This is a genomic window from Chloroflexia bacterium SDU3-3 (assembly GCA_009268125.1).
Taxonomy (GTDB): Bacteria; Chloroflexota; Chloroflexia; order Chloroflexales; family Roseiflexaceae; genus SDU3-3.
In genome coordinates, this window is the sequence record WBOU01000007.1 from 171,073 (window position 1) to 193,520 (window position 22,448).

General features: G+C 66.7%; 21 protein-coding genes. 15 read left to right on the forward strand and 6 right to left on the reverse strand.

Translation table 11 applies throughout. The features are described from left to right. The first annotated feature begins 78 nt into the window (after positions 1-78). The 4 genes from pruA (at position 79) to F8S13_13720 (ending at position 4,488) form a co-directional block, all read left to right on the forward strand. On the forward strand, positions 79-1,626 hold the full coding sequence (gene pruA / locus F8S13_13705) for an L-glutamate gamma-semialdehyde dehydrogenase (GenBank protein KAB8142606.1): 1,548 nt from the start codon (positions 79-81) through the stop codon (positions 1,624-1,626). Positions 1,627-1,703: 77 nt separating this feature from the next. Beyond that, the gene (locus F8S13_13710) at positions 1,704-3,209 is read left to right on the forward strand and encodes a carboxypeptidase M32 (protein ID KAB8142607.1); all 1,506 of its coding nucleotides are present in this window, start codon (positions 1,704-1,706) and stop codon (positions 3,207-3,209) included. Between the two features lie 2 nt (positions 3,210-3,211). Beyond that, positions 3,212-3,775: a GNAT family N-acetyltransferase gene (locus F8S13_13715; protein KAB8142608.1), complete on the forward strand. Its 564-nt coding sequence runs from the start codon at positions 3,212-3,214 to the stop codon at positions 3,773-3,775. 476 nt (positions 3,776-4,251) lie between these two features. Beyond that, the gene (locus F8S13_13720) at positions 4,252-4,488 is read left to right on the forward strand and encodes a hypothetical protein (GenBank protein KAB8142609.1); all 237 of its coding nucleotides are present in this window, start codon (positions 4,252-4,254) and stop codon (positions 4,486-4,488) included. Between the two features lie 69 nt (positions 4,489-4,557). On the opposite strand, the gene F8S13_13725 is transcribed toward F8S13_13720, so the two are convergent. The 5 genes from F8S13_13725 to F8S13_13745 form a co-directional block, all read right to left on the reverse strand. Further along, on the reverse strand, positions 4,558-5,685 hold the full coding sequence (locus F8S13_13725; GenBank protein ID KAB8142610.1) for a carbohydrate ABC transporter permease: 1,128 nt from the start codon (positions 5,683-5,685) through the stop codon (positions 4,558-4,560). Beyond that, entirely contained in the window at positions 5,682-6,803 is a 1,122-nt protein-coding gene (locus F8S13_13730) for a sugar ABC transporter permease (GenBank protein ID KAB8142611.1), read from the reverse strand. The genes F8S13_13725 and F8S13_13730 overlap by 4 nt, the downstream gene beginning before the upstream one ends. Before the next feature lie 141 nt (positions 6,804-6,944). Then, complete coding sequence (locus tag F8S13_13735; protein ID KAB8142612.1) at positions 6,945-8,483, reverse strand: carbohydrate ABC transporter substrate-binding protein; 1,539 nt, start codon at positions 8,481-8,483, stop codon at positions 6,945-6,947. A gap of 215 nt (positions 8,484-8,698) precedes the next feature. Further along, a complete protein-coding gene (locus F8S13_13740) occupies positions 8,699-9,703 on the reverse strand; it encodes a LacI family transcriptional regulator (protein ID KAB8142613.1) in 1,005 nt (334 codons plus the stop codon). Positions 9,704-9,805: 102 nt separating this feature from the next. Next, positions 9,806-11,497 carry a peptide ABC transporter substrate-binding protein gene (locus tag F8S13_13745; protein KAB8142614.1) on the reverse strand — a complete coding sequence of 564 codons (1,692 nt, stop codon included), beginning with the start codon at positions 11,495-11,497 and terminating at the stop codon, positions 9,806-9,808. A 263-nt stretch (positions 11,498-11,760) separates the two neighbouring features. Between F8S13_13745 and cofE the strand changes: the two genes are divergently transcribed. The 8 genes from cofE to F8S13_13785 all read left to right on the forward strand — a co-directional run bounded on the left by cofE (position 11,761) and on the right by F8S13_13785 (position 18,075). Then, positions 11,761-12,516, forward strand: coding sequence for a coenzyme F420-0:L-glutamate ligase (gene cofE / locus F8S13_13750; GenBank protein ID KAB8142615.1), 756 nt, complete (start codon positions 11,761-11,763; stop codon positions 12,514-12,516). Between the two features lie 18 nt (positions 12,517-12,534). After that, positions 12,535-13,140: a nitroreductase family protein gene (locus F8S13_13755; protein ID KAB8142616.1), complete on the forward strand. Its 606-nt coding sequence runs from the start codon at positions 12,535-12,537 to the stop codon at positions 13,138-13,140. 48 nt (positions 13,141-13,188) lie between these two features. Further along, positions 13,189-14,361: a GNAT family N-acetyltransferase gene (locus F8S13_13760; GenBank protein ID KAB8142617.1), complete on the forward strand. Its 1,173-nt coding sequence runs from the start codon at positions 13,189-13,191 to the stop codon at positions 14,359-14,361. Between the two features lie 14 nt (positions 14,362-14,375). After that, entirely contained in the window at positions 14,376-15,302 is a 927-nt protein-coding gene (locus F8S13_13765) for a 2-phospho-L-lactate transferase (GenBank protein ID KAB8142618.1), read from the forward strand. Beyond that, positions 15,178-15,948 (forward strand): 2-phospho-L-lactate guanylyltransferase, encoded by a 771-nt coding sequence (cofC, locus tag F8S13_13770; protein KAB8142619.1) that lies wholly within the window; start codon positions 15,178-15,180, stop codon positions 15,946-15,948. Before F8S13_13765 ends, cofC begins: the two co-directional genes overlap by 125 nt. A 12-nt stretch (positions 15,949-15,960) precedes the next feature. Beyond that, positions 15,961-16,953 (forward strand): TIGR03557 family F420-dependent LLM class oxidoreductase, encoded by a 993-nt coding sequence (locus tag F8S13_13775; protein KAB8142620.1) that lies wholly within the window; start codon positions 15,961-15,963, stop codon positions 16,951-16,953. A gap of 27 nt (positions 16,954-16,980) precedes the next feature. Continuing rightward, the gene (locus F8S13_13780; protein KAB8142621.1) at positions 16,981-17,391 is read left to right on the forward strand and encodes a PPOX class F420-dependent oxidoreductase; all 411 of its coding nucleotides are present in this window, start codon (positions 16,981-16,983) and stop codon (positions 17,389-17,391) included. A gap of 297 nt (positions 17,392-17,688) precedes the next feature. Beyond that, positions 17,689-18,075: a hypothetical protein gene (locus F8S13_13785; protein KAB8142622.1), complete on the forward strand. Its 387-nt coding sequence runs from the start codon at positions 17,689-17,691 to the stop codon at positions 18,073-18,075. Positions 18,076-18,266: 191 nt separating this feature from the next. Here the strand turns inward: F8S13_13785 and F8S13_13790 are convergent, their stop codons facing one another. Continuing rightward, positions 18,267-18,908: a hypothetical protein gene (locus F8S13_13790; GenBank protein ID KAB8142623.1), complete on the reverse strand. Its 642-nt coding sequence runs from the start codon at positions 18,906-18,908 to the stop codon at positions 18,267-18,269. 1,386 nt (positions 18,909-20,294) lie between these two features. On the opposite strand from F8S13_13790, the gene F8S13_13795 reads away from it, so the two are divergent. Genes F8S13_13795 through F8S13_13805 form a run of 3 tightly spaced genes read left to right on the forward strand, consistent with a single transcriptional unit; the run spans position 20,295 to position 22,414 of the window. Next, positions 20,295-20,612, forward strand: coding sequence for a hypothetical protein (locus tag F8S13_13795; GenBank protein KAB8142624.1), 318 nt, complete (start codon positions 20,295-20,297; stop codon positions 20,610-20,612). A 12-nt stretch (positions 20,613-20,624) separates the two neighbouring features. After that, the gene (locus F8S13_13800) at positions 20,625-21,263 is read left to right on the forward strand and encodes a sigma-70 family RNA polymerase sigma factor (GenBank protein ID KAB8142625.1); all 639 of its coding nucleotides are present in this window, start codon (positions 20,625-20,627) and stop codon (positions 21,261-21,263) included. Between the two features lie 20 nt (positions 21,264-21,283). Continuing rightward, entirely contained in the window at positions 21,284-22,414 is a 1,131-nt protein-coding gene (locus tag F8S13_13805; GenBank protein ID KAB8142626.1) for a zf-HC2 domain-containing protein, read from the forward strand. Positions 22,415-22,448: the final 34 nt, after the last annotated feature.

Consider the following 22,448-nt stretch of genomic DNA (forward strand, 5'->3'; position numbering starts at 1 on the left):
CCAACCAGGATGCCGGATTGCCGCGTGCTATAATGGCTAGCGCCTACAACGGGCAAAACGATGCAAGGAGCGGGCGTGATGACAACTCCATTTACCAACGAGCCGTTTACCAATTTTAGCGAGCCAGCCAACGCCGAGGCCATGCGCCAGGCGCTGGGCCGCGTGGCCGCCCAGCTAGGGAAGACCTACCCGCTGGTGATCGGCGGCGCGCATGTCGCCACCGAGTCGCACCTGCCGTCATACAACCCCGCCCGCAAGGTGCAGGTGGTGGGCTACGCCGCCAGCGGCCAGCGCCAGCATGCCGAGGCCGCGCTGGATGCCGCCGGGGCCGCCTTCGCCACCTGGCGCAAGGTGCCCGCCGCCGAGCGCGCCAGCTACCTGCTGCGCGCCGCCGAGCTGATGCGCGAGCGCAAGTTCGACTTCTGCGCCTGGCTGGTGTACGAATCCAGCAAGACCTGGGTGGAGGCCGACGCCGATGTGGCCGAGGCGATCGACTTCCTGATCTACTACGCCCAGGAGATCGCGCGCTTCTCCGGCCCGCAGCCGGTGCACTCGCTGCCCGGCGAGCAGGACGAGTTCGTCTACATCCCGCTGGGCGTGGGCGTGGTCATCCCGCCGTGGAACTTCCCGCTGGCGATCGCGGTGGGTACCACGGTGGCCCCGGTGGTGGCGGGCAACACCGTGGTGCTCAAGCCCTCGCCGCGCACGCCGGTGATCGCCTACAAGTTCGTAGAGCTGCTGGAGGAGGTGGGCCTGCCCGCCGGGGTGGTGAACCTGCTGACCGGCGCGGACGCCGAGCTGGGCGACTACCTGGTGGATAGCGCCAAGACCCGCTTTATCTCGTTCACTGGCTCAAAGGAGACCGGCCTGCGCATCTTCGAGCGCGCCTCCAAGCGGCAGCCCGGCCAGAACTGGCTGAAGCGCACCGTGCTGGAGATGGGCGGCAAAGATACGCTGATCGTGGATGAGACCGCCGACCTAGATGCGGCGGCTCAGGCGGTGGTGGCCTCGGCCTTCGGCTTCCAGGGCCAGAAGTGCTCGGCCTGCTCGCGCGTGGTGGCGGTGGATGCGATCTACGACGCGCTGCTGGAGAAAAGCGTGGCCAAGGCCAGCGCCCTGACCATCGGCGACCCCGCCGAGCAGGCCACCAACATCAGCGCGGTGATCGACGAGCGCTCGGTCGAGAAGATCCAGCACTACCTGGCCATCGGCAGGGGCGAGGGGCGGCTGGTGCTGGGCGGCGAGGTGGATGACGCCCAGGGCTTCTTCGTGCAGCCCACGATCTTCGCCGATATCGCGCCCGATGCCCGCCTGTCGCAGGAGGAGATCTTCGGCCCGGTGACGGCCTTCATCCGCGCCAAGGATTTCGCCGAGGCGCTGGAGATCGCCAACAACACCGAGTTTGCGCTCACCGGCGGCCTGTTCAGCGCCGACCCAGCCCGCATCCAGCAGGCCCGCGAGGATTTCAACGTGGGGAACCTGTACTTCAACCGCAAGATCACCGGCGCGATGGTGGGCGCGCACCCCTTCGGCGGCTTCAACATGTCGGGCACCGACTCGAAGGCGGGCGGCCCCGACTATCTGCTGCAGTTCCTCCAGGGCAAGAGCATCGCTACCAAGCTCTAGCTCGTCCCTCTTCCCATAGTTCTATTTTTGCACCGAGCGCTGGCACGACCAGCGCTCGGTGTGCCAAAGGAGTGTGTATGGAGCCGAAACTTCAGGAGCTTCGACGGCGTCTTGGCGAGGTGGCCGATCTGCAGAACGCCGCCGCCGTGCTGAACTGGGACCAGGCCACCTATATGCCGCCCGGCGGTGCCGAGGCCCGTGGCCGCCAGATCTCGCTGCTGGCCCAGCTGGCCCACGAGCGCCTGACCGACGAGCAGCTGGGCACCCTGCTGGAAGAGCTGGCCCCCTACGCGGCCAGCCTGCCCGGCGATGCCGACGACCGCCGCCTGATCGAGGTGGCCAAGCGCAACTTTGACCGTGCGGTGCAGGTGCCCTCGTCGTTCGTGGCCGAGTTCTCTAGCCACTCGGCGGCGCTGTACGACACCTGGACCCGCGCCCGCCCGGCCAACGACTTCTCGATGGTGCGGGCCGGGCTAGAGAAGACGCTGGAGCTGAGCCGCCGCTACGCCAGCTTCTTCCCCGGCTACGAGCATATCGCCGACCCGCTGATCGACCTGTCCGACTATGGTATGAAGGCCTCCAGCGTGCGCGCTACCTTCGCCGACCTGCGCGCCCAGCTGGTGCCGATCGTGCAGGCCATCACGGCCCAGCCGCCCGCCGACGAGTCGTGCACGCTGCAGTTCTTCCCCGAGGCCCAGCAGCTGGCCTTCGGCGAGCAGGTCATCCGCGCCTACGGCTACGACTTCGAGCGCGGGCGGCAGGACAAGACCCACCACCCGTTTATGACCAGCTTCTCGATCGGCGATATCCGCATCACCACCCGCGTGCAGGAGCGCGACCTGCGCGACGCGCTGTTCTCGACCCTGCACGAGGCTGGCCACGCCATGTACGAGCAGGGCATCAACCCGGCCTACGAGGCCAGCCCGCTGGCGGGCGGCGCGTCCTCGGGCGTGCACGAGAGCCAGTCGCGGCTGTGGGAGAACCTGGTGGGCCGCAGCCGCGCCTTCTGGGTCTACTGGTACCCGCGCCTGCAGGCGGTGTTCCCCGAGCAGCTGGGCGGCGTGTCGCTGGAGACCTTCTACCGCGCGGTGAACAAGGTCGAGCGCTCGCTCATCCGCACCGACGCCGACGAGGTGACCTACAACCTGCACGTGATGATGCGCTTCGACTTCGAGCTGCAGCTGCTGGAGGGCAAGCTGTCGGTGAGGGATCTGCCCGAAGCCTGGCGCGAGCGCTTCAAGGCCGACATCGGCATCCCTGTGCCGGATGACCGCATGGGCGTGCTGCAGGATGTCCACTGGTATGGCGGCTACATCGGCGGCGTGTTCCAGGGCTACACGCTGGGCAACATCCTCAGCGCGCAGTTCTACGAGGCCGCGCGCGCCGCCCACCCCGAGATCGACACGCAGATGGAGGCCGGATCGTATCAGGCGCTGCACGGCTGGCTGAAGGACAACATCTACCAGCACGGCGCGAAGTATACCGCCGCCGAGCTGGTGCAGCGCGTCACCGGCGGACCGCTGAGCATCGACCCATACATCCGCTACCTGCGCGGCAAGTATGGCGAGATCTACGAGCTGTAGCCATGTCCATCCTTCCTACCATCCAGACCGAGCGACTGACCCTGGCCGCGCTCGACCCTAGCTACGCCGAGCCAGTGGCCGATTTCCTGGCCCGCAACCGCAGCTTTCTGGCACCGTGGAGCCCGGTACTGGAAGATGCCTACTTCACGGCAGCGTGGCAGGCCAAGCGCCTTGAGTCCGATCTAGCCGAGCTGCAGGCGGGCCGCTCGGTGCGCTTCTGGATGTTCCTGCGCGAGGATGCCGCGCTGGCCCGCGTGGTCGGCAGCATCGCGCTCTCGAACATCATCCGGGGCGCGTTCCACGGCTGCCACCTGGGCTACATGATCGACGAGCACGTGGGCGGCGGCGGCCTGATGACCGAGGGCGTGCGGGCAGTGTGCAAGTATGGCCTAGAGGAGATGGGCCTGCACCGCATCGAGGCCAACATCATGCCGCACAACATCCGCTCGATCCGCGTGGCCGAGAAGTCGGGCTTCACCCAGGAGGGCCTCGCGCCGCGCTACCTGCGCATCAATGGCCAGTGGTCCGACCACTATCGCTACGCCCTGATCGGCAGCGACGACTAGCTTTTTTTGGAAAAGCCGCCTCTCTGGCATCTAGGTGCCGAGGGGCGGCTTTTTATGTGGTGAAATGCCAGACGACGGGTGTAGCGGGGCAGACGACGGGTGTAGCGAGCCAGACGACGGGTGTAGCGAGCCAGACGACGGGTGTAGCGAGCCAGACGACAGGTGTAGCGAGCCAGACGACGGGTGTAGCGAGCCAGACGACGGGTGTAGCGAGCCAGACGACGGGTGTAGCGAGCCAGACAACCAGACATAAAAGCCAATGCATGGCGCGCTCGCGTGCCAGCGGATCGCCACGTCGCCCCTTTTGTGCCCCTTTAAACCCCTTGGAGCCTTGAAGCCTTGGTGGTAAGCAAGCGACCGCGAAAGAGACCTTTGCATCTCGTGCCAACATATGCTATGTTTAGGCACTGTGCAAAAAAGCACAATCTTTCGCAGCATAAAACAAATGATCTTGCACAGCACGAGGAGCAGTTCTGATGCGTTGGAAAAACCTGGCGTATGCAGGTCTGGTGGCGCTGGCGGCGGCGGGCCTAGCCGCCTGTGATGGGACCGAGAACGACCGCACCCAGCCCACCGCCCCGGCGGGGTATGTCAGCCCATCGCTGCGGGGGCCAGAGTCGCACGGCGAGGCCGCCGAGGGCGGCGAGAAGCACAGCGAGGGCGAGCCGACGACCTCGGAGGGCGAGCCTACCGCCACCGCCGAGGCACACTAGCAAGCGGCATAGCAAAGCGGCCAGGGCACCACGCCCTGGCCGCTTTGCTATGCCCTAGTGGCGTGTGGCCTAGCCCTTGACCGAGCCAGCCATCAGGCCGCGCACAAAGTAGCGCTGCAGGCTGAAGAACAGGATCAGCGGCAGCAGCATGGACACGAACGCGCCCGCCGTCAGCAGGTGCCAGTCCTGCCCGCGCGAGCCGATCAGGCCCGCCAGCAGCATGGTGAGCACCTGCACATCCGGCTGCGCGCCGATGAAGATCAGCGACACCAGGTAGTCGTTCCAGACCCAGAGGAACTGGAAGATCGCGAACGACGCCAGGGCAGGCACCGAGAGCGGCAGCACCAGCCGCATAAAGGTGGTGAAGGGCGATGCGCCGTCGATGAACGCCGACTCCAGCACCTCGCGCGGCAGCTCGCTGATATAGTTGTAGAGCAGGTAGGTGGCCAGCGGCAGTCCGAAGCCGCTGTGGGCCAGCCAGACCGCCAGGTAGGTGCCGGTGATGTTCAGGCTCACGTAGTCGCGCAGGATGGGCACTAGCGCGATCTGCAGCGGCACCACCAGCAGCGCCACCACGATGGCGAACAAAATCTTGCGGCCAGGGAAGCGCATCCAGGCGAAGCCATAGGCTGCGAAGGCCGCGATCAGGATGGGGATGACCGTGGAGGGCACCGTCACCGCCACCGAGTTCAGCAGGGCGTTGCCGAAGTTGGTGCCCGCCTCGGGCCGCAGATTGCCGCTGCTGTCCGCCGTCTGGCCGGTGAGCACGCTCTGGTAATTCTCCAGCGTGAAGCGGGCGTTGGCGGTGATCTGGCTGCTCTGCACCGCCACCGTGCGCTGGCGGCGGCTCTCCCACTTCACAAACTGGCCGCTGGGCAGGGTGGTGCCGGCCTGCAGCTGCGCGTCGCTCACGGTCGCGCCGCCCAGCTCGGTCAGCACAATCGGCTGGTCGAGCGGGGTATTCTCGCGATCCAGCTTGATCGTCTGGCTCGTCACCATCTCGGGGTGGGGCAGCACCGTCCACCAGCCGCTGCTATTGATATCATCGCGTGCGCGGAACGACGAGACCAGCAGGCCGATGGTCGGGATAGTCCACAGCAGGCAGATCAGGGCGAGGGCGACATTGACAAACAGGCTGCCCAGCAGCTTGCTGCGGCGTGCGCTGCGGGCGCGGGGTCGAGAAACCATGGAACTCATTTGAAGCCCTCCTGCTTGCCGAGCTGCCGCAGGTTGTAGTAGATCACCGGCGACACAGCGATGAGCAGCACGATCGCGATCGCCGCGCCCTGCCCAAAGTTACGATTCACGCCAAACTCGCGGTAGAACTTGGTGGCCACCACCTCGGTGCCGTACTGGCCGCCGGTCATCACGATCACGATATCGAAGATTTTGAGCGAGAAGATCAGGATGGTGGTGGTGACGGTGATGATCGTGCTCTGGATCGCGGGGATCATGATCTGGAAAAACACCTGCCACTCGTTCGCGCCATCCACGCGCGAGGCCTCTAGGATGTCGGTGGAGATACCCTTGATGGCCGAGGAGAACACCACCATGGCGAAGCCGGTCTGCAGCCAGATCATGATCAGGATGAGGAACAGGTTGTTCCAAGGCTGAAGCTGGCTCGTCCAGGCTTGCGGCTGGCCGCCCAGGCTGGTGGCCACGGCGTTGAACAGGCCGATCTGGGTAGCGTTGGCCGGCGCGTAGTAGTACATAAAGCGCCAGATCACGCCTGCGCCCACGAACGAGATCGCCATGGGCATGAAGATCAGCGATTTAGCCAGGGTCTCAAAGTTACTGCGGTCGGCCAGCACCGCCACGATCAGGCCGAAGAACACGCAGCCCGCCGTGCCGAAGAACATCCACAGCAGGTTGTTGCGGAAGGCTTCGAGCATGGTGCGCTCGGTGAAGGCGTAGACATAGTTGGTGAGGCCCACAAACTGCGTCGAGTCGCTGTTGAAGAGGCTCATCCAGAGGGTTCGCAACACAGGTAGGAAGAGAAACCACCCAAGTAAGAAGACCGCAGGCCCAATGAAGATAAACGGGCGCACGGCGTTTTTGATTTGGTCGTTAAACTGCTCGACTAAAAAGTTGGCGGAAGCGAAGAGCGCCGCCACGCTGCCGACGCCCCAGATGATCGCGATGATGGTGGTGACGATCTTGGGCAGGGTTTTCTGGTAGTCGCGCAGAAAGCCAAACCCTAGCCAGAGCACCGCAAACGTGGCGACGAGCGCGAGGATGGCTAGGAGGATCTGGCCGGTTTTGCCCTGTTCGGTGGCCGCGCGCTGCTGCGGCTTTGTCTCTGTTCGTGGTTGCATTAGCTTTCCCTTGGCACCTTGCGCTGGGTGACGTTGGTTTCTGCACACTCGGCTCAAGCGTGGTACCCCGCCGCCGCTTCAAGGGCGGCGGCAGCGTGCCACAGGGGCGTGGCGCGAGCGCCACACCCCTACGAAGGTTGCCTACTTCGGCCAGCCAGCCTGGATCTCCTCGGCGGCCTTGTCGAGATCGACCGTGCCCGCCACGTAGTCGGTCAGGCCCTTCCAGAAGGTGCCCGCGCCCACCACGCCCGGCATCAGGTCCGAGCCGTCGAAGCGCAGGGTCTCGGCGTTCTGAAGGATGTTGGCCACGTCGCGATCGATGTCGTTGGTGTACCACGACAGATCCGAGTCCTTGTGGGGCGAGGTCGCGCCGCCGGACTTGACCCAGGCCTCGACCGACGCGCCCGAGCTGAGGAAGGACTCAACCGCGCGGACCTCGGGGCGGTCGACCAGCATGGCCATGATGTCGCCCGAGAACAGCACCGGCTTGCCGTACTGGGGGTCGACCGGCGGCAGGTAGAACACGCCGTAGTCTACGCCCGGCTTGGCATCCTTGGGGAAGAAGCTGGTGATGAAGCTGCCCTGCTTGTGCAGCCAGCACTTGGGATCGGGCTTCTCGAACATGGGCTTGGGCGAGTCACCGAAGTTGGTGCTCACAATCGAGGCGCGCCCGCCGTACACGTACTTGTCGTTGAACCAGATGTCCGACCACTTGGTGATGGCGCTCTTCACGACCGGGTCGGTGAAGGGCAGCTCGCCTTTGGTCCACTTGTCGTAGTTCTCCAGCGAGGTGGTGCGCAGCATCATCTCCTCGGTCCAGTCGGTGGCCGGCCAGCCCGTGGCTGCGCCCGACTCGATGCCGATGCACCAGGGGGTATCACCGTCGGTGGCGATCTGGTCCATCAGCTTGGTCAGGTCTTCCCAGGTCTCGGGGACTTTGTAGCCAGCCTCGTCGAAGGCGGCCTTGGGGTACCACACGAGGCTCTTGGGGAAGGCGCGGTGCCACACGCCCGCCACGACCTTGCCGCTGGGGCCGTCCATCGTGCCGATGTCGATGTAGCTCTGGTTGTAGTTCTGCTTCAGCCAGTCGCTCTTGATGAAGGTCGAGACATCGATCACCTTGCCGCTCTTCACGAAGCCGGCCAGCAGGCCCGGCTGGGGGAAGTCGGCGATGTCCGGCGGGTTGCCGCCGTCGATGCGGGTGCCGATGGTGGCCTCGAACTCTTTGGTGCCCTCGTACTCGACATCGATGCCGGTCAGGGCCTCGAACTCGGTGAACGAGGCGACAAACTTGTTGGCATCTTCACCTGTCTGGGGGCCGGAGATCGAGACCTTGGTGCCCTTGTACTTGCCGGCGAAGGCGTCGGCCAGCTCTTGGCTGATCGAGGGGGCCTTGGCGACCAGCGCCTCGATCGACGAGCCGCCAGCGGTGGCCGTGGCGCTCGCCTCGGCGGTGGCAGCCGGTGCCTCGGTGGTGGCAGCCGGTGCCTCGGTGGCAGCCGGTGCCTCGGTGGCGGCGGGCGCCTCGGTGGCGGCGGGCGCCTCGGTGGCAGCAGGCGCTGCGGTGGCGGCCGCGGGCACGGTGGTGGGTGCTGCGGTGCTACCGCCGCCGCTACAGGCGGCCAGCACCGTGCTGGCAACCACGGTCAGTAGGGTGATCGAAAACCCTTTTCGTCGCATAATCTGTTTACTCCTTGCTGGCTCATCAACGTTGATCGGAACCTTCCCGCGCAAACTGTAAACGGTAGACTTTCGCAGTGGCTATGCTCCTTTCCCTCAAGGCGCAGCCTGGATGGCCGTGTGCTGGCCGGGAGCGCCGTGGCTTCCTATATTCAGCCGCCCTAGGGGCCGCGAAAGTAAACAAGGTTGGTGGGATGTGTGCTGGTATGTGTTGGCTAGGCGGTTGCTCGATGGATGATCTGCAGCGGCAATTGCACGCGCTGCACTGGGCGTTCGCGGTCGTTCATCCGCGCCAGCAGCAGGTCGGCGGCTACCCGCCCCGACTCGTTGAGCGGCTGGCGTACGGTGGTCAGGCCGATGTAGTCGGCCACTTCGATATCGTCGAACCCGATGATCGCCAGATCGTCGGGCACGCGCAGGCCCAGGTCGCGCGCGGCGCGCAGCACCCCGATGGCCTGGGTATCGCTGGAGACAAAGAAGGCGGTGGGCCGGTCGGGCCGCTGCAGGATCTCGGTCGCGGTCTGGCGCGCGGTCTCCAGCCCGTAGGGGGCCAAGCCCACCAGATCGTCGGGCAGCTGCAGCCCGCGCTGCTCCAGCCCGGCGCGGTAGCCATCCAGCCGCTTCGAGCTGGTGAATATGGCGTAGGCTGGCACGTGGCTGTCGCCGATAAAGCCGCAGCGCCGATGGCCGCGCTCGACAAAGTAGTCGGCCACCATGCGCCCGCCCGAGAAATCGTCGATCTCGACGCTTGAGAACTTGGGGTGGCTCACCTCCACCAGCACCGCCTCAAGGTTGTGGGCCTGGATCTGCTCGACATACTGCTCGTCGAAGGGCAGCGCCATGATCACAAGGCCATCCAGCCGCCGGGTCATGGGTAGGTGTGAGAGGTAGAGATCGCGCCGGGCGGCGGTGTCGATGTTGTAGATAGTGAGATCATACTGCGAGCCGGAGAGCGCCTCGGCCACGCCCTGGAGCCGCTGGACAAACGAGGAGTAGGAGAAGAAGGGGGCAAGCACGCCGATGCGGCAGGTGCTCTTGCGCGCCCTGGCCGATGCGTCGGCCCGTGGCACAAACCCCAGCGAGGCGATGGCGGCCTGCACGCGCTCGCGGGTCTGCACGTTCACGCGCTCGGGGGCGTTGAGCACGCGCGAGACGGTGGCGATGCTCACCTGCGCCTGCTCGGCCACATCGTAAATTGTGCTGCTCCGCACAACTTTCATCCTTGAATCCTACCAGACGATGTTGGAAAACACGCCACGAACTTTCATGGAAATGCTTTCATAAAGAGTAATACGATTTTCTGTTTTGTCAAGAGTGATTTCTTAGGGTACAGCTGCGAGCCTCAGCTTGGTCCAATCGGCCACCACCAGCCCATTGGGGGTCAGAGTCACGCCCTGCACCCGGGGATTCAGCAGGATATGTGCCTGCGTGTGGATGATGGGCAGCCAGCCGACCCGATCGATGGCGATCTGCTCGGCCTGGTTGTAGAGCAGCAGCCTGCGGTTGATCTGGCCGCGCGACGCCAGCGCGTCGGCCTCGGCCACCAGCCGGTCGAAGCTGGGGTCGCTGAAGTGGCCGTTGTTGTTGGGCGAGGTGGATGCCAGCTGGAGCGAGAGGAAGTTCTGCGGGTCGGGGTAGTCGGCCATCCAGATGCTGTAGTACATCTGCATGCCCTTCTCCGGTGTCTTCCATGTCTCATCCATGCGCTTGCCCAGCGCCGAGCTATCCAGCGCCTCCAGCCGCACCTCCACCCCCAGGTGCTGCCGCCACTGCTGCTGCATCCACTGCACCACCACGGTGTTCTCGCCGCCCTCGGGCGCGTAGGTGAGCGTCAGCGGGGGCAGCCCCTTGCCCTCGGCGAACCCGGCCTCGGCCAGCTCGGCGCGGGCGGCGGCGGGGTCGAACTGCAGCGGGCTGACCGCGATGTTGGTGCCCAGCATCTTGGGCGGCAGGATGCGGCTGGCCACGGCGGCCTCGCCGTGCAGCACGTCGCGTACCAGCGCTGGCTTGTCGAGCGCTAGGGCGAAGGCGCGACGCAAATGGTCGCTGTCGAACGGCGGCTGGCGGTTGTTGAAGCCCACATAGTGCGTGCTGAGCGCATTGGATGTGCGGAAGTCGGGGGCGCTGCTGGTGGCAATGATCATGGCGGTGGGCAGCGGGTTCTGGATGCTGCCCATAACGTCTAGCTGGCCGCCGAGGTAGCGCTGGTAGGCTGCCATGCTGTCGGCGCTGAACCGGATGACGATGTGGCTGATGCCCGGCCTGCCCTGCCAGTAGCGCTCGTTGGCGTCGAGCGTGATCGACTCGCCGCGCTTCCACTCGCTGACGCGGTAGGGGCCGGTGCCATAGGCGTGCTGCCAGGCTTTCTCGGTGGCGGCTAGCCGCTGGGGCACCATCACCGCGGCGGGGAAGGCCATCTGCTGCAGGAACACCGCCGACGGCGTGGTGAGCGCGATCTGCAGCGTCTGCGCATCCAGGGCCTGGATGCCCGACGCGACCGTGGCGTGGCCCGCCGCCACCTCGGCCACCCCCACAATGCGGCCCAGCTGCTCGGCGGCGTTGTAGCCCCCGCTGCCCGGCTGGATCACGCGGTTGAGCGAGCGCACATAGTCGCTGGCCGTCACCCGCGCGCCGCTGGCGTCGGTCAGGCCATCGCGCAGGTGGAAGGTGTAGGTTTTGCCATCCGCGCTGGCATCCCAGGTGTCGGCATCGTTTGGCGCTACCTCAAGGTTGGCGTCCAGCCGCACCAGGCCGCCGAAGATGAAGTTCACCACGGTCACGCTGGCGTTGTCGCCCGCATCCTTGGGGTCGAGCGAGGCGATGTCGGTGGTGCCCTCGATCGACCAGCGCAGCGTGTCGGCGGGCGGGCTGCCCCGCTGGATGGCGGCGGTGGGCACGGGCTGGGTGGGCACCTGCGTGGCGGGTGCCCCGACCTGGGCTGGGTCGCTGCAGCCGACGGCCAAGCATGCGACCACGGCGATAGATGTCCCGACCCATAGCTGGTGCGCGCGCATAGGGGTTCCTCCCATCCGGTGTGTGGCTGGCAGAAGTCTATGGGGAAAGTGCGCCGGTGTCAAGAAAACAACGGGCCGCAAAGCGGATCGCGCGCTGCCGATCGGCATTTCGCCCGAATGCCACGCCGCGCCAGCGTGGTACAATGGCTGCGAACGCACAAATCGACATATTCGGCCAGAGACGGAAGCTTCTCGGCGCAGCATGCGCTCGCTTGGCGACTTCCGTCTTTCCTTTTCTTCTGAGATACATCGGTAGGTGCCGTATGCAGTCCGAGATTCGTATTATTCCGCTTCGCGGCATTGGCGAGATCCAGCCTGGCGATCAGGTGGATGCGGTGATCCTGGCGGCGCTGCAGGCCCAGGGCCTGGCGCTTGAGGCTGGCGATGTGGTGGTGGTGACGCAGAAGATCGTCTCGAAGGCCGAGGGCCGTGTGGTCTCGCCTGAGGGCGTGGAGCCTTCGCATATGGCCCGCATGGCGGCGGCGCAGGGCCACAAGGACGCCAGCTACTACGAGGTGGTGCTGCGCGAGGCCCGCCGGATCGTGAAGATGGACCGCGGCGTGCTGGTGACGGAGACCCACCACGGCTTTATCTGCGCCAACTCGGGCGTGGATGAGTCGAATGTGGATGGCGGCACCCACGTGACCCTGCTGCCGGTGGACCCCGACGCCTCGGCGCGCGGCATCCGCGATAGCCTGCGCGCCGCCCTCGATCTGGATGTGGCTGTGATCATCTCGGACTCGTTCGGGCGGCCCTGGCGCGAGGGCCAGACCAACATCGCGATCGGCGCGGCGGGGATCGAGCCGCTCTCCAACTACGCCGGGCAGCACGACCGCAGCGGCTACCTGCTGCGCGCCAGCAACCTGGCCGTGGCCGATGAGCTGGCCTCCGCCGCCGAGCTGGTGATGGGCAAGATCGACGCGGTGCCCGTCGCGGTCATCCGTGGCTACGCCTACGCCGTATCCGATGTGGGCGCGCAGCCGCTGGTGCGCGCGCCCGAGCGCGACCTGTTTCGCTAGAACCGAGGAGGTGCGCGCATGAGCGATCTCGCGCAGACCATCCGCGCCCGCCGCACCGTGCGGCGCTTTCAAGATCGCGCGGTGGAGCCGGGCCTGATCTGGCAGGTGCTGGAGGCGGCGCGCTGGGCGCCCTCGCCCCATGGGCGTATGCCCTGGCGCTTTGTGGTGCTCACCCGCCCCGAGCCGAAGCTGGCCCTGGCCGAGGCCATGGGGGCCGAGTGGCGCCGCCAGCTGGCCTACGACGGCCAGGACGCCGCGATGATCGAGCGGCGGGCGCAGAACTCGCACCAGCGCGTGGCCAGCGCGCCCGCCCTGGTGATGCCCTGCCTCTACCTGGCCGACCTGGATAAATACCCCGATGTGACGCGCAGCGCCGCCGAGGCGCTGATGGCCACCCAGAGCCTGGGCTGCGCCGTGCAGAACATGCTGCTGATGGCCCAGAGCCTGGGCCTGGACAGCGGCTGGATGTGCGCGCCGCTGTTCTGCCCAGCGGTGGCCGTGGCCGCGCTGGGCCTGGACCCCGACCTGATCCCGCACGCCCTGATCACGCTGGGCTACGCCGCCGCCGAGCCGGTGCGCCGCGAGCGCCTGCCGCTCGATCAGCTGGTGGTGCGATTCGACTAGCCCGACCGCCGCTGGCCTTCTTCCGACAAGCAAAGGAGCGACGAGACTATGGCAGACACAGCCAACCTTTCCTTCACGCGACCGAGCCAGGATGAGCTTGCGCCGATCTATGCCATGCTGGAGCAGGCGCTGGCCTTCGCGCCCGGCGGCATTGCGGCGTGGGCCGAGGCGCTGGGCACCGATCATATGCGCGTGGTGCGGCGCGGCGGCCAGATCGCCGCCGCGATGGGCGCTATCCCCTTCGGCCACTGGGTGGGCGGGCGGGTGGTGCCCACGGCGGGCATCACGGCGGTGGGCGTGGCCCCCGGCGAGCGCGGCGGCGGCGTGGGCCTGTGGATGCTGCGCCAGATGCTGGCCGAGCAGCGCGCCCTGGGCGTGCCGATCGCCACGCTCTACCCGGCCACCACCGCCTTCTACCGCCGCACCGGCTTCGAGCGGGCCGCCGTGCGCACGATCTACGAGATCGACCTGGCCGCGATCGGCGTGCGCGACCACGCCCTCGATACGGTGCCGGTGGGCGCAGATCAGATCGATACGCTCAAGCAGATCTACGCCCAGGTGGCCAGCCGCAGCACCGGCTGGATCGACCGGCCCGACTTCTACTGGCAGCGCATGCTGCGCGGCGCGGGCAAGCCATCCTACGCCCTGCTGGTGCAGCGCGACGGCGTGCCCGAGGGCTACGTGATCTTCGCCCACGCCCAGCGCGGCGAGCCGGTGGTGGTGCAGGACGCCGTGGCGCTCACGCCCGCCGCTGGCCGCCGCATCCTCAGCGTGCTGGCCGACCACCGCTCGGTGCTGGAGAAGGCGCGCTTCCCCGCAGCGCCAAACGACCCGCTGCTGCTGCTGCTGCCCGAGCAGAACCAGAGCGTGTTCTTCCGCATCGACCTGATGCTGCGCATCCTGGATGTGCCCGCCGCGCTGGCGGCGCGCGGCTACGCCCAGGGTGTGAGCGCCGAGCTGCACCTGCATGTGGATGACGACCTGTTCCCCGAGAACAGCGGCCCGCTGGTGCTGCGCGTGGCCGATGGGCGCGGCGTGGCCGAGCGCGGCGGCAGCGGGCGCGTGCGCATGGGCATCCGCGATCTGGCCGCGCTCTACACCGGCTTCATCAGCCCCTTCGACCAGGCCCGCGCTGGCGCGCTGCAAGGCCCGCCCGAGGATCTGGCCGCGCTGGCCCTGGCCTTCAGCGGCCCGCAGCCCTGGCTTCCCGATATGTTCTAGAGCGGAGGTTTTCTATGGTGGTAGTGCTAGCCGGTGGGGTCGGCGGGGCGCGCTTTATCGAGGGCGTGGTGCAGGTGGTGCCGCCCGAGCAGGTGACGGCGGTGGTGAACACCGGCGATGACTTTACGCTCTATGGCCTGGCGATCTCGCCCGATGTGGATATTGTGACATGCACCCTGGCGGGCCTGATCGACCCGGCCATGGGCTGGGGCATCGCGGGCGACACCGACGAGTGCATGGGCATGCTCACGCGGCTGGGCGGCCCCAGCTGGTTCAAGCTGGGCGACCGCGATCTGGCGCTGCACATCCGCCGCACCGAGCTGCTGCGGGCGGGCCTCACCCCCACGCAGATCGCCGAGCAGTTCCGCGTGGCGCTGGGCTGCCCGGTGCGCATCCTGCCCATGAGCGATGAGCACGTGGAGACCCACATTCTCACCGAGGCGGGCCAGATGCACTTCGAGCAGTATCTGGTCGAGCGCCGCGCCCAGGATGCGGTGCTGGGCGTGGTGTTCGAGGGCGTGGATGAGGCCAAGCCCGCCCCTGGCCTGCTCGACGCCATCGCCCAGGCCGAGGCGGTGCTGATCGCGCCCAGCAACCCGCTGGTGAGCGTGGGCACCATCCTGGCCGTGCCCGGCGTGCGCGCCGCTATCGAGCAGGCCCGCGACCGCGTGGTGGCTGTCAGCCCGATCGTGGGCGGGGCGGCGATCAAGGGGCCTGCCGCGCCGCTCATGCGCGCGCAGGGCTACGAGGTCTCGGCGCTGGGCGTGGCCCAGTGCTACCGTGGCCTGGTGGGCACCATGGTGATCGACCAGGTGGATGCCGCGCTGGCTGATCCCATCCGCGCCCTGGGCATGGATGTGGTGGTGGCCGACACGATCATGCGCGACGCTGCGGCCAAGCGCCAGCTGGCCCTGGCCGCGCTTGGCGCGGTGGCGGCCTAGGCGGCCCATGCTGCACGCGCTCGTCCCCGTCAAGTCGCTGGCGCTGGCCAAGGGGCGGCTGGCACCGCTGCTGGCCCCCCACGAGCGCCAGCAGCTGGTGCTGGCCATGCTGGCCGATGTGCTGGCCGCCCTGCACGCCACCCCCGGCGTCGCCGCCGTGAGCGTGCTCACATCCGACCCGCGCGCCGCCGACGCGGCCCGCAGCTGCGGCGCCGCCGTGCGCCCCGACTACGGCCACGGCCTCAACGGGTCGCTGGCGGCGGCGGCGGCAGATCTGGCCGCCGAGGGCTTTGGCCGTGTGCTGGTGCTCTTCGCCGACCTGCCGCTGGCCCAGCCCGCCGAGCTGGCCACACTACTGGACGGTCCAGCGGCGGTGGCCCTGGCCGCCGCCGACGACGGCGGCACCAACGCGCTGGTCGCCCCGCTGCCCCTGGGCTTCCCGCTGTTCTTCGGGGCGCGCAGCCTGGCCCGCCACCAGCGGGCCGCCCGCACCCATGGCCTGGGCGTGGCTACGCTGCACCTGCCCGGCCTTGCCTTCGATGTCGACCGCCCGGAGGACGCGCTCCGCCTCGCGGCGCCGCACCACGCTGGTGCCGCCGCCGCGCAGATCCGCTCGATTCTTGTCGCACGAGAACCATCTAGCTAGAGAGGCACACCCATGACGATTATTGGCTACGCGGCTGCGCTTGAGCAGTTTGCCCCCAACGACCTGCTGCGCTACTCCATCCTGGCCGAGCAGCACGGCTTCCAGGGCGTGATGGCCGCCGACCACTTCCAGCCCTGGGTGCCCGCCCAGGGCCAGGCCGCCTTCGTGTGGGCCTGGATGGCGGCGCTGGGCGCGAAGACCAGCAATGTCTCGTTTGGCCCGGGCGTCACATGCCCCTCGTTCCGCTACCACCCGGCGGTGGTGGCCCAGGCCGCCGCCACGCTGGGCGCCATGTTCCCTGGCCGCTTCTGGCTGGGCCTGGGCAGCGGCGAGGCACTGAACGAGCACGTGGTCGGCGGGGTCTGGCCCGAGGCCCACACCCGCCTGAAGATGATGCAGGAGGCCATCGACATCATCAAGAAGCTGTTCAGCGGCGAGGTGGCTCGCCACGACAAGGGCGAGTTCTTCACCATGGATCGCGTGAAGCTCTGGACCCTGCCCGAGCAGCCCGTGCCGATCTATGTGGCCACCGCCGGGCCGGTGACGGCCAAGTGGACCGGCCAGCACTGCGATGGCATCATCACCCCCGGCGCAAGCCCCGACAAGCTGAAGATGCTGCTGGCCAAGTTCGCCGAGGGCGCGCGCGCCGCTGGCAAAGACCCGGCCACCATGCCCAAGCTGCTGCAGCTGCACATGTCGTGGGCCAGCACCCAGGAGGAGGCCACCACGTACGCCATGGCCGAGTGGCCGAACGGCGGCATGCCCTTCCCCAAGCAGGACATCCGCAACCCCGAGGATTTCGCCGAGATCGCCAAGCTGGTGCGCCCCGAGCACTTCAAGAACCGCATGCTGATCACCCCCGACTGGGATGAGCACCGCGAGTACATCCAGCAGTTCGTCGATCTGGGCTTCACCGAGATCCACATCCACAATGTCGGGCGTAATCAGGAAGAGTTTATCACCGAGTTTAGCAAAAACGTGATCGCCAAGCTTAAGCAGCCCTAGGCGCACCTACCCAGGAAGAGGAACCCTATGCCCAAGGCCGACCATCTCTCCGCCGCCGCCGTGCAGCTCCTCAAAGAGCCGCAGATCGCCCACTTCGTCACCCTGATGCAGGATGGCTCGCCGCAGAGCACCCCGGTGTGGGTGGATGTGGCCGACGACGGCAGCGCCGTGCTGGTGAACACCGCCACCACTGGCCGCCAGAAGCTGGCCAATGTCGAGCGCAACCCCGAGGTGGCGGTGAGCGTGGTGGATGCGCACAACCCCATGCGCTGGGTCTCGGTGCGCGGGCGCGTGGCCGAACTGCGCACCGAGGGCGCGGGCGCGCACATCGACGCGCTGGCCAAGAAGTACACCGGCGCCGACTCCTACGGCCCCGGCAACGATAGCCGCGTGATCCTGATCATCCGCCCGCACCACGTGGTCGAGTCGCTCGGCTAGCTCCATCCCCCGCAGCTCGAACATCAGCGATGCCCCAGCCCATGGCTGGGGCATCGCCGCGTTCTACCGCCGTTGCGGCATCCGCCGCCGCCGCGCTGGCACTGTTTTTGCATGCCCTATCTTTGTACAACATGTACAACTTTTAGCGCGATAGTTTAGAAATTGTGCACAAAAGAACCTTGAAATTAACAATAGTGCACACTACAATAGAGCCAGATACATCGAGCGAAGCTGGGCGGTCGAGAATCATGGTGGATGCTCCCGCACGACGCTGTGCAAAGGGACAGGGGTGAGAAGATGAGCTACCAACATAAATCATACGGCTGGGTGGTGGTCTGCAATGTCTGCAACGAGTTCGGCCCGATCGGCGACCGCTACCTGCGCCGGATGGAGGGCGGCACCGACGAGGATCCCATCCACCTGTGCGCCAAGTGCGCCTCTATCGCCATGTGGTGCGACGCCCACCAGACCTACCACCTGCCCGACAGCCTCCACCGCCACGCCTGCGCCGACTGCGGCGGCCTGTTCACCAGCGTGGTCAGCGAGCAGATCTACCGCTGCCCCAGCTGCCAGCGCAGCCACGCCCCCGAGGCCCCGGCCCCCCGGCCCAAGGCGGCAGCCCGCTACGCCGAGCCTTCGCTGCTGGAGATGGTGGGGCAGTGGATCAGCACGCTGCGGCCCTAGCGCGTTTTTCTGGTATGATAGGCGGCGAGGAAGATAGAGCGCAGGAGTGGCGGACAGCGTTGTCTAGGGAGCAGCCTTCTCTATCGATCAGGCTGGCAGGCTCCAATATCGAGGATGATATGTGGGAGTAGCAGACACACGATGGTGAACGCAAGCAGGGGCGGTGGCATTGCCACCGCCCCTGCCGTGCGCTAGGGGTTGATCTTCTTGAGCAGATCCTTGCGCCCGGCCAGCGCCGACCGGCCCACCCCGCGCAGCCGCTGCAGCCAGCCCTCCAGCTCGTCGAGCGCGGCGTTCTGCGCGGCGCTGTGCTGCTCGGCCTCGGATTTGCGCTTCTCCTGGGCGATGTCGGCCTGCTCTAGCTCGGCCAGCTTGGCCCGGCAGGCCTCGACCCGCTCCTTGGGGTATCCCACTTTGGCCAGCGCATCTAGGATCTTGGGGCTGCCCAGCGCGCCATCGTAGAGCAGGCGGGCGTGGGCCAGGAAGGCTGCCTGGCTGCGGTCGGCGGCCTTCTTGCGCAGCCCCAGCGTCTCAAGCGCCTCCGCATCGCTCGCGAAGATCGTGCGCGCCATCTGGGCCAGCATCTTGGCCTGATCCTCCACGAGGTCGCGCAGCGCTACCACCTCTTTGGTCGCGCTTAGCTTGGCCCCCTGGGCGGCGTTGCTCGCGATGATCAGCTGCTGGACGGTGTCGTAGAGCGTGTGCCCGTGGGCAAGCTCGGGCGCGGCGTAGCCCGCTGCTGCGAGTATGGTCCTCAGCTCCTCATCTTCGTCGATGTTGCCCAGTGTCACCCGCGCGGACTCCAGCTTGTTCTTCGTTGCGTTCTTAGGCATAGCTTCTCCTTATATTTTGCCTACACAGAGGTTCCCCCAACCTACACAGAGGTTCCCCCAACCTACACAGAGGTTCCCCCAACCTACACAGAGGTTCCCCCAACCTACACAGAGGTTCCCCCAACCTACACAGAGGTTCCCCCAACTTACACAGAGGTTCCCCCAACCTACACAGAGGTTCCCCCAACTTACACAGAGGTTCCCCCAACTTACACAGAGGTTCCCCCAACTTACACAGAGGTTCCCCCAACTTACACAGAGGTTCCCCCAACTTACACAGAGGTTCCCCCAACTTACACAGAGGCTCCCCCAGTTGACTGTAGGCAATATTTTGTTGTCTACAGTCCGACGTTGGTGTACTTCTTCGTTGATGGCGGTGGTGGTGATGAAGTGGGTGGATGCCCTGCGCGGGCAGCGCCTAGGGGCCAGCCCCTAGGAACCCCGCAAGGGGGCATCGCCCCCTTTGAACCCCCAATTTGAGGTGTTCCAATGCCGTTTCCTGGCGGCTAACGTTCGTGCATATGGCCAGCTGGCACCAGCAGCACCTTCGCCGCATGGGCTAGGTGGGAAGGTTCGCTTTGATTTCGCGTGTTGTCTCTATTGTGGGTTGCTGGATTGCGCTATCTTCTTCGTTCAGCTGGCCTGCTTGAAAGAGGGCAACCTACACAGGGCCTTCCCCGACTTGCACAAGGCCTTCCCCGACTTGCACAGGGCTTTCCCCAAAGCGCTCCCTACTCACTTGGCCCATGCGGCGAAGGTGCTGCTGGTGCCAGCTGGCCATATGCACGAACATGAGCTGCCTGCGGTCAGTATAGGAAGGCCCAAAATTGGGGTTCGAAGGGGCAACGCCCCTCGCGGGGATCCAAGGGCGCGGAGCCCTTGGTGCCGCCCGCACAGGGCATGCACCACCAAACAAACGGCCCGCCACGAAGGAAGACAAGAGACGACTGACGATCAGAAAATGCATACTACGAAGACGCAAAGACGCGAAGGAGCACAAAAGACGAATCCCACGAAGAGAAGCCGATTCACCACCAAGGCACCAAGGCACCAAGGAACACAAAAGACAAATCCCACGAAGGCTCGAAGTGAGGATACGAACCGATTCACCACCAAGATACCAAGGGGTAAAAGAACGAATACCGCAAAGGGAAGAATAGCCCGCTGCGCGCCATCAGATCAGGCCGGATCAGCGGAGCCAGAGGCTTTGCACCACCCTGCAGGCAGGCACATGCTGCATTATACTACTGTCGTTAGGGGGATTTCAACCGCGCCCCCCCAAAAAAACCACCGCCCCGACGCGCCAGCCCCCGCCTTGCCAAGACATCACGAAGCTGTTATGATCGCGCCGTATACCAACCCCCTTAAATAACTGGGACAAGAGCCATGCCAAAAGTTCGCAAGATCTCGCGAGAGGAGGCCGAGCGTGACGAGAGAAAGCTCGCGCTTGGCGAGCAGCCCACGCAGGCTGCCATGCCGGTAAAAACCAGCCAGATAGATGCCACCGCCTACCCACGCCTGTCCGACTGGGTTTCGTCGCGCGGCTGGGTCGAGCTGGGCCTCGATATGGAGACCCGCACGCACATCCGCATTTTGGATCAGGGTGGCCTGGTCTGGGAGAGCGTCATGCGCTACCAGACGATCGAAGATCTGCTGCGCGCTGGCGAGCAGGCCCTGGTGCGCCTAGAGAACGCTGGCAGCTAGGCTGCATGCCGCATGCCCGCACATGCCCGCCCGCCCTGTCACAAAATCAGGGCGGGCGGTGTTGTTGTAGCAGAAGCAGCAGAGCGAGGCAACGAGCGCGTGAGCGAAGGCGACCTACAACTGATCGAGCGGGCGCGGCGGGGCGAGCAGGAAGCCTTCGAGCAGCTGTTCCTCGCCTACTACGGGCCGGTCTACCGTGTGGCCTACGGCCTGGTGGCCAGCCGCGAGGAGGCCGAGGATCTGGTGCAGGAGACTTTCCTAGCGCTCTACAGCGACCCGCCGCAGCTGCGGCCTGGCTCCTCGCTGGCGGCCTGGCTGTGCCGGGTGGCCCTGAACCGGGGCTACAACGCCCTGCGCAGCGCCCGGCGCAGCCGCGAGCGGCTGGAGCTCGTGGGTCGGCTGGATGCGGGTGTCGCCGACGGCCCCGAGGGCGAGTTCCTGCGCGCCGAGCGGCAGGGCCAGGTGCGCGCGGCGCTGGCCGCGCTGCCCGAGCGGCAGTCGCACCTGCTGCTGCTGCGCTACGCCGGGCTGGCCTACGCCGAGATTGCCGAGATCCTGCATGTGTCCCCCGGCTCGGTCGGCACGCTGCTGGCCCGCGCCGAGCGGGCCTTCGTCGCCGCGTTTGAGCCCGAGCCTGCTGGCGTCGCCTAGCCAGCCGAAAGGAAGTTGCCATGCCCTGTCCCGATGAAGGCCAGCTGCGCGCCTACCTCGACTCGCCCCAGCCCAGCCTTGAGCGCGCGGCGCTGGCGGCGCACATCGCCGAGTGCGAGCGCTGCAGCCGTGCCCTGGGCCAGCTGGCCAGCGCGGCCCGCGCCGCCGAGGCCTACCTGACCCCCGCCGCCCTACCCGATGCCGATGCCGCGCTCGTGCGGTTTCGCGCCGCCCATATGCGCCCCGCCGAGGCGGCGCGCACAAGCCAAGGAGCTAGACCCATGTTCTCACGCAAGCAGTCGGGCCGCACGTGGCCCGCTATCGCCGCCGTCGTGGTCGCCTTCGCGCTGCTGCTGGCCCTGCCGCCGGTGCGGGCCGCCGCCGCCAACCTGCTGCAGATCTTCCGTGTGAAGCAGGTGGTGTTCGTGCCGATCACCGACGAGCGGGCCGAGCAGCTGAAGAGCCTGAACATCGACCCCGAGAACCTGTTCGTGTCCAAGCCCACCACCACCGGCAGCAGCACGCCGCAGACGGTGGGCGACCTGCCCGCCGCCGCTGGCGCGGTGGGCTTCACGCCCGCCCAGCCCGCCGCCCTGCCCGCGCCCGCCGCGCAGACCAGCTACAAGGTCTGGGGCCAGCAGAGCGCCAGCTTCCAGGTGAATGTCGAGACAGCCCGCAGCGTGCTGGGCGCGCTGAATATCACCAGCGTGAGCCTGCCCGACGCGCTGGGCCAGCAGCCGATCACCGTGAAGGTCGACCCGCTGGTCGAGTCTACCTTCAGCACTAGCGCCTACACCGTCACGCTCACCCAGGGCCGCAGCCCCGAGGTGGCCCTGCCCGAGGGCGTGAACCTGGCCGACCTGGGCAGCGCGGCGCTGCAGGTGCTGGGCACCCCGGCGGACAAGGCCACGGCCATGGCGCAGTCGATTGACTGGAGCAGCACGCTGCTGGTACCATTCCCCGCAGGCGTGAGCCAGATCCAGCAGGTGAGCATCGGCGAGAGCAAGGGCCTGCTGTTTGCCGCGTATGATAGCGAGACGGGCCAGCAGCACGGCGCGGTCTACTGGCAGCACGGCAGCACCTTCTACGTGCTGGCCGCCACCGGCCTGAACGACAACGAGCTGATGGCGGTGGCCTCCTCGGTGCGCTAGGGGAAGATCAGCGGGCGGCGTGGCCGCGTGGCCT

Bases quoted from the DNA above. Each gene is read 5' to 3' on its own strand.
- F8S13_13740 (KAB8142613.1), bottom strand. From the start codon at position 9,703: ATGAAAGTTGTGCGGAGCAGCACAATTTACGATGTGGCCGAGCAGGCG.
- F8S13_13730 (KAB8142611.1), bottom strand. From the start codon at position 6,803: ATGCAACCACGAACAGAGACAAAGCCGCAGCAGCGCGCGGCCACCGAA.
- F8S13_13780 (KAB8142621.1), top strand. From the start codon at position 16,981: ATGCCCAAGGCCGACCATCTCTCCGCCGCCGCCGTGCAGCTCCTCAAA.
- F8S13_13760 (KAB8142617.1), top strand. From the start codon at position 13,189: ATGGCAGACACAGCCAACCTTTCCTTCACGCGACCGAGCCAGGATGAG.
- F8S13_13775 (KAB8142620.1), top strand. From the start codon at position 15,961: ATGACGATTATTGGCTACGCGGCTGCGCTTGAGCAGTTTGCCCCCAAC.
- F8S13_13725 (KAB8142610.1), bottom strand. From the start codon at position 5,685: ATGAGTTCCATGGTTTCTCGACCCCGCGCCCGCAGCGCACGCCGCAGC.
- F8S13_13710 (KAB8142607.1), top strand. From the start codon at position 1,704: ATGGAGCCGAAACTTCAGGAGCTTCGACGGCGTCTTGGCGAGGTGGCC.
- F8S13_13805 (KAB8142626.1), top strand. From the start codon at position 21,284: ATGCCCTGTCCCGATGAAGGCCAGCTGCGCGCCTACCTCGACTCGCCC.
- F8S13_13745 (KAB8142614.1), bottom strand. From the start codon at position 11,497: ATGCGCGCGCACCAGCTATGGGTCGGGACATCTATCGCCGTGGTCGCA.
- pruA (KAB8142606.1), top strand. From the start codon at position 79: ATGACAACTCCATTTACCAACGAGCCGTTTACCAATTTTAGCGAGCCA.
- cofC (KAB8142619.1), top strand. From the start codon at position 15,178: ATGCCGCGCTGGCTGATCCCATCCGCGCCCTGGGCATGGATGTGGTGG.
- F8S13_13755 (KAB8142616.1), top strand. From the start codon at position 12,535: ATGAGCGATCTCGCGCAGACCATCCGCGCCCGCCGCACCGTGCGGCGC.
- F8S13_13795 (KAB8142624.1), top strand. From the start codon at position 20,295: ATGCCAAAAGTTCGCAAGATCTCGCGAGAGGAGGCCGAGCGTGACGAG.
- F8S13_13720 (KAB8142609.1), top strand. From the start codon at position 4,252: ATGCGTTGGAAAAACCTGGCGTATGCAGGTCTGGTGGCGCTGGCGGCG.
- F8S13_13785 (KAB8142622.1), top strand. From the start codon at position 17,689: ATGAGCTACCAACATAAATCATACGGCTGGGTGGTGGTCTGCAATGTC.
- F8S13_13715 (KAB8142608.1), top strand. From the start codon at position 3,212: ATGTCCATCCTTCCTACCATCCAGACCGAGCGACTGACCCTGGCCGCG.
- F8S13_13790 (KAB8142623.1), bottom strand. From the start codon at position 18,908: ATGCCTAAGAACGCAACGAAGAACAAGCTGGAGTCCGCGCGGGTGACA.
- cofE (KAB8142615.1), top strand. From the start codon at position 11,761: ATGCAGTCCGAGATTCGTATTATTCCGCTTCGCGGCATTGGCGAGATC.
- F8S13_13765 (KAB8142618.1), top strand. From the start codon at position 14,376: ATGGTGGTAGTGCTAGCCGGTGGGGTCGGCGGGGCGCGCTTTATCGAG.
- F8S13_13735 (KAB8142612.1), bottom strand. From the start codon at position 8,483: ATGCGACGAAAAGGGTTTTCGATCACCCTACTGACCGTGGTTGCCAGC.
- F8S13_13800 (KAB8142625.1), top strand. From the start codon at position 20,625: ATGCCCGCACATGCCCGCCCGCCCTGTCACAAAATCAGGGCGGGCGGT.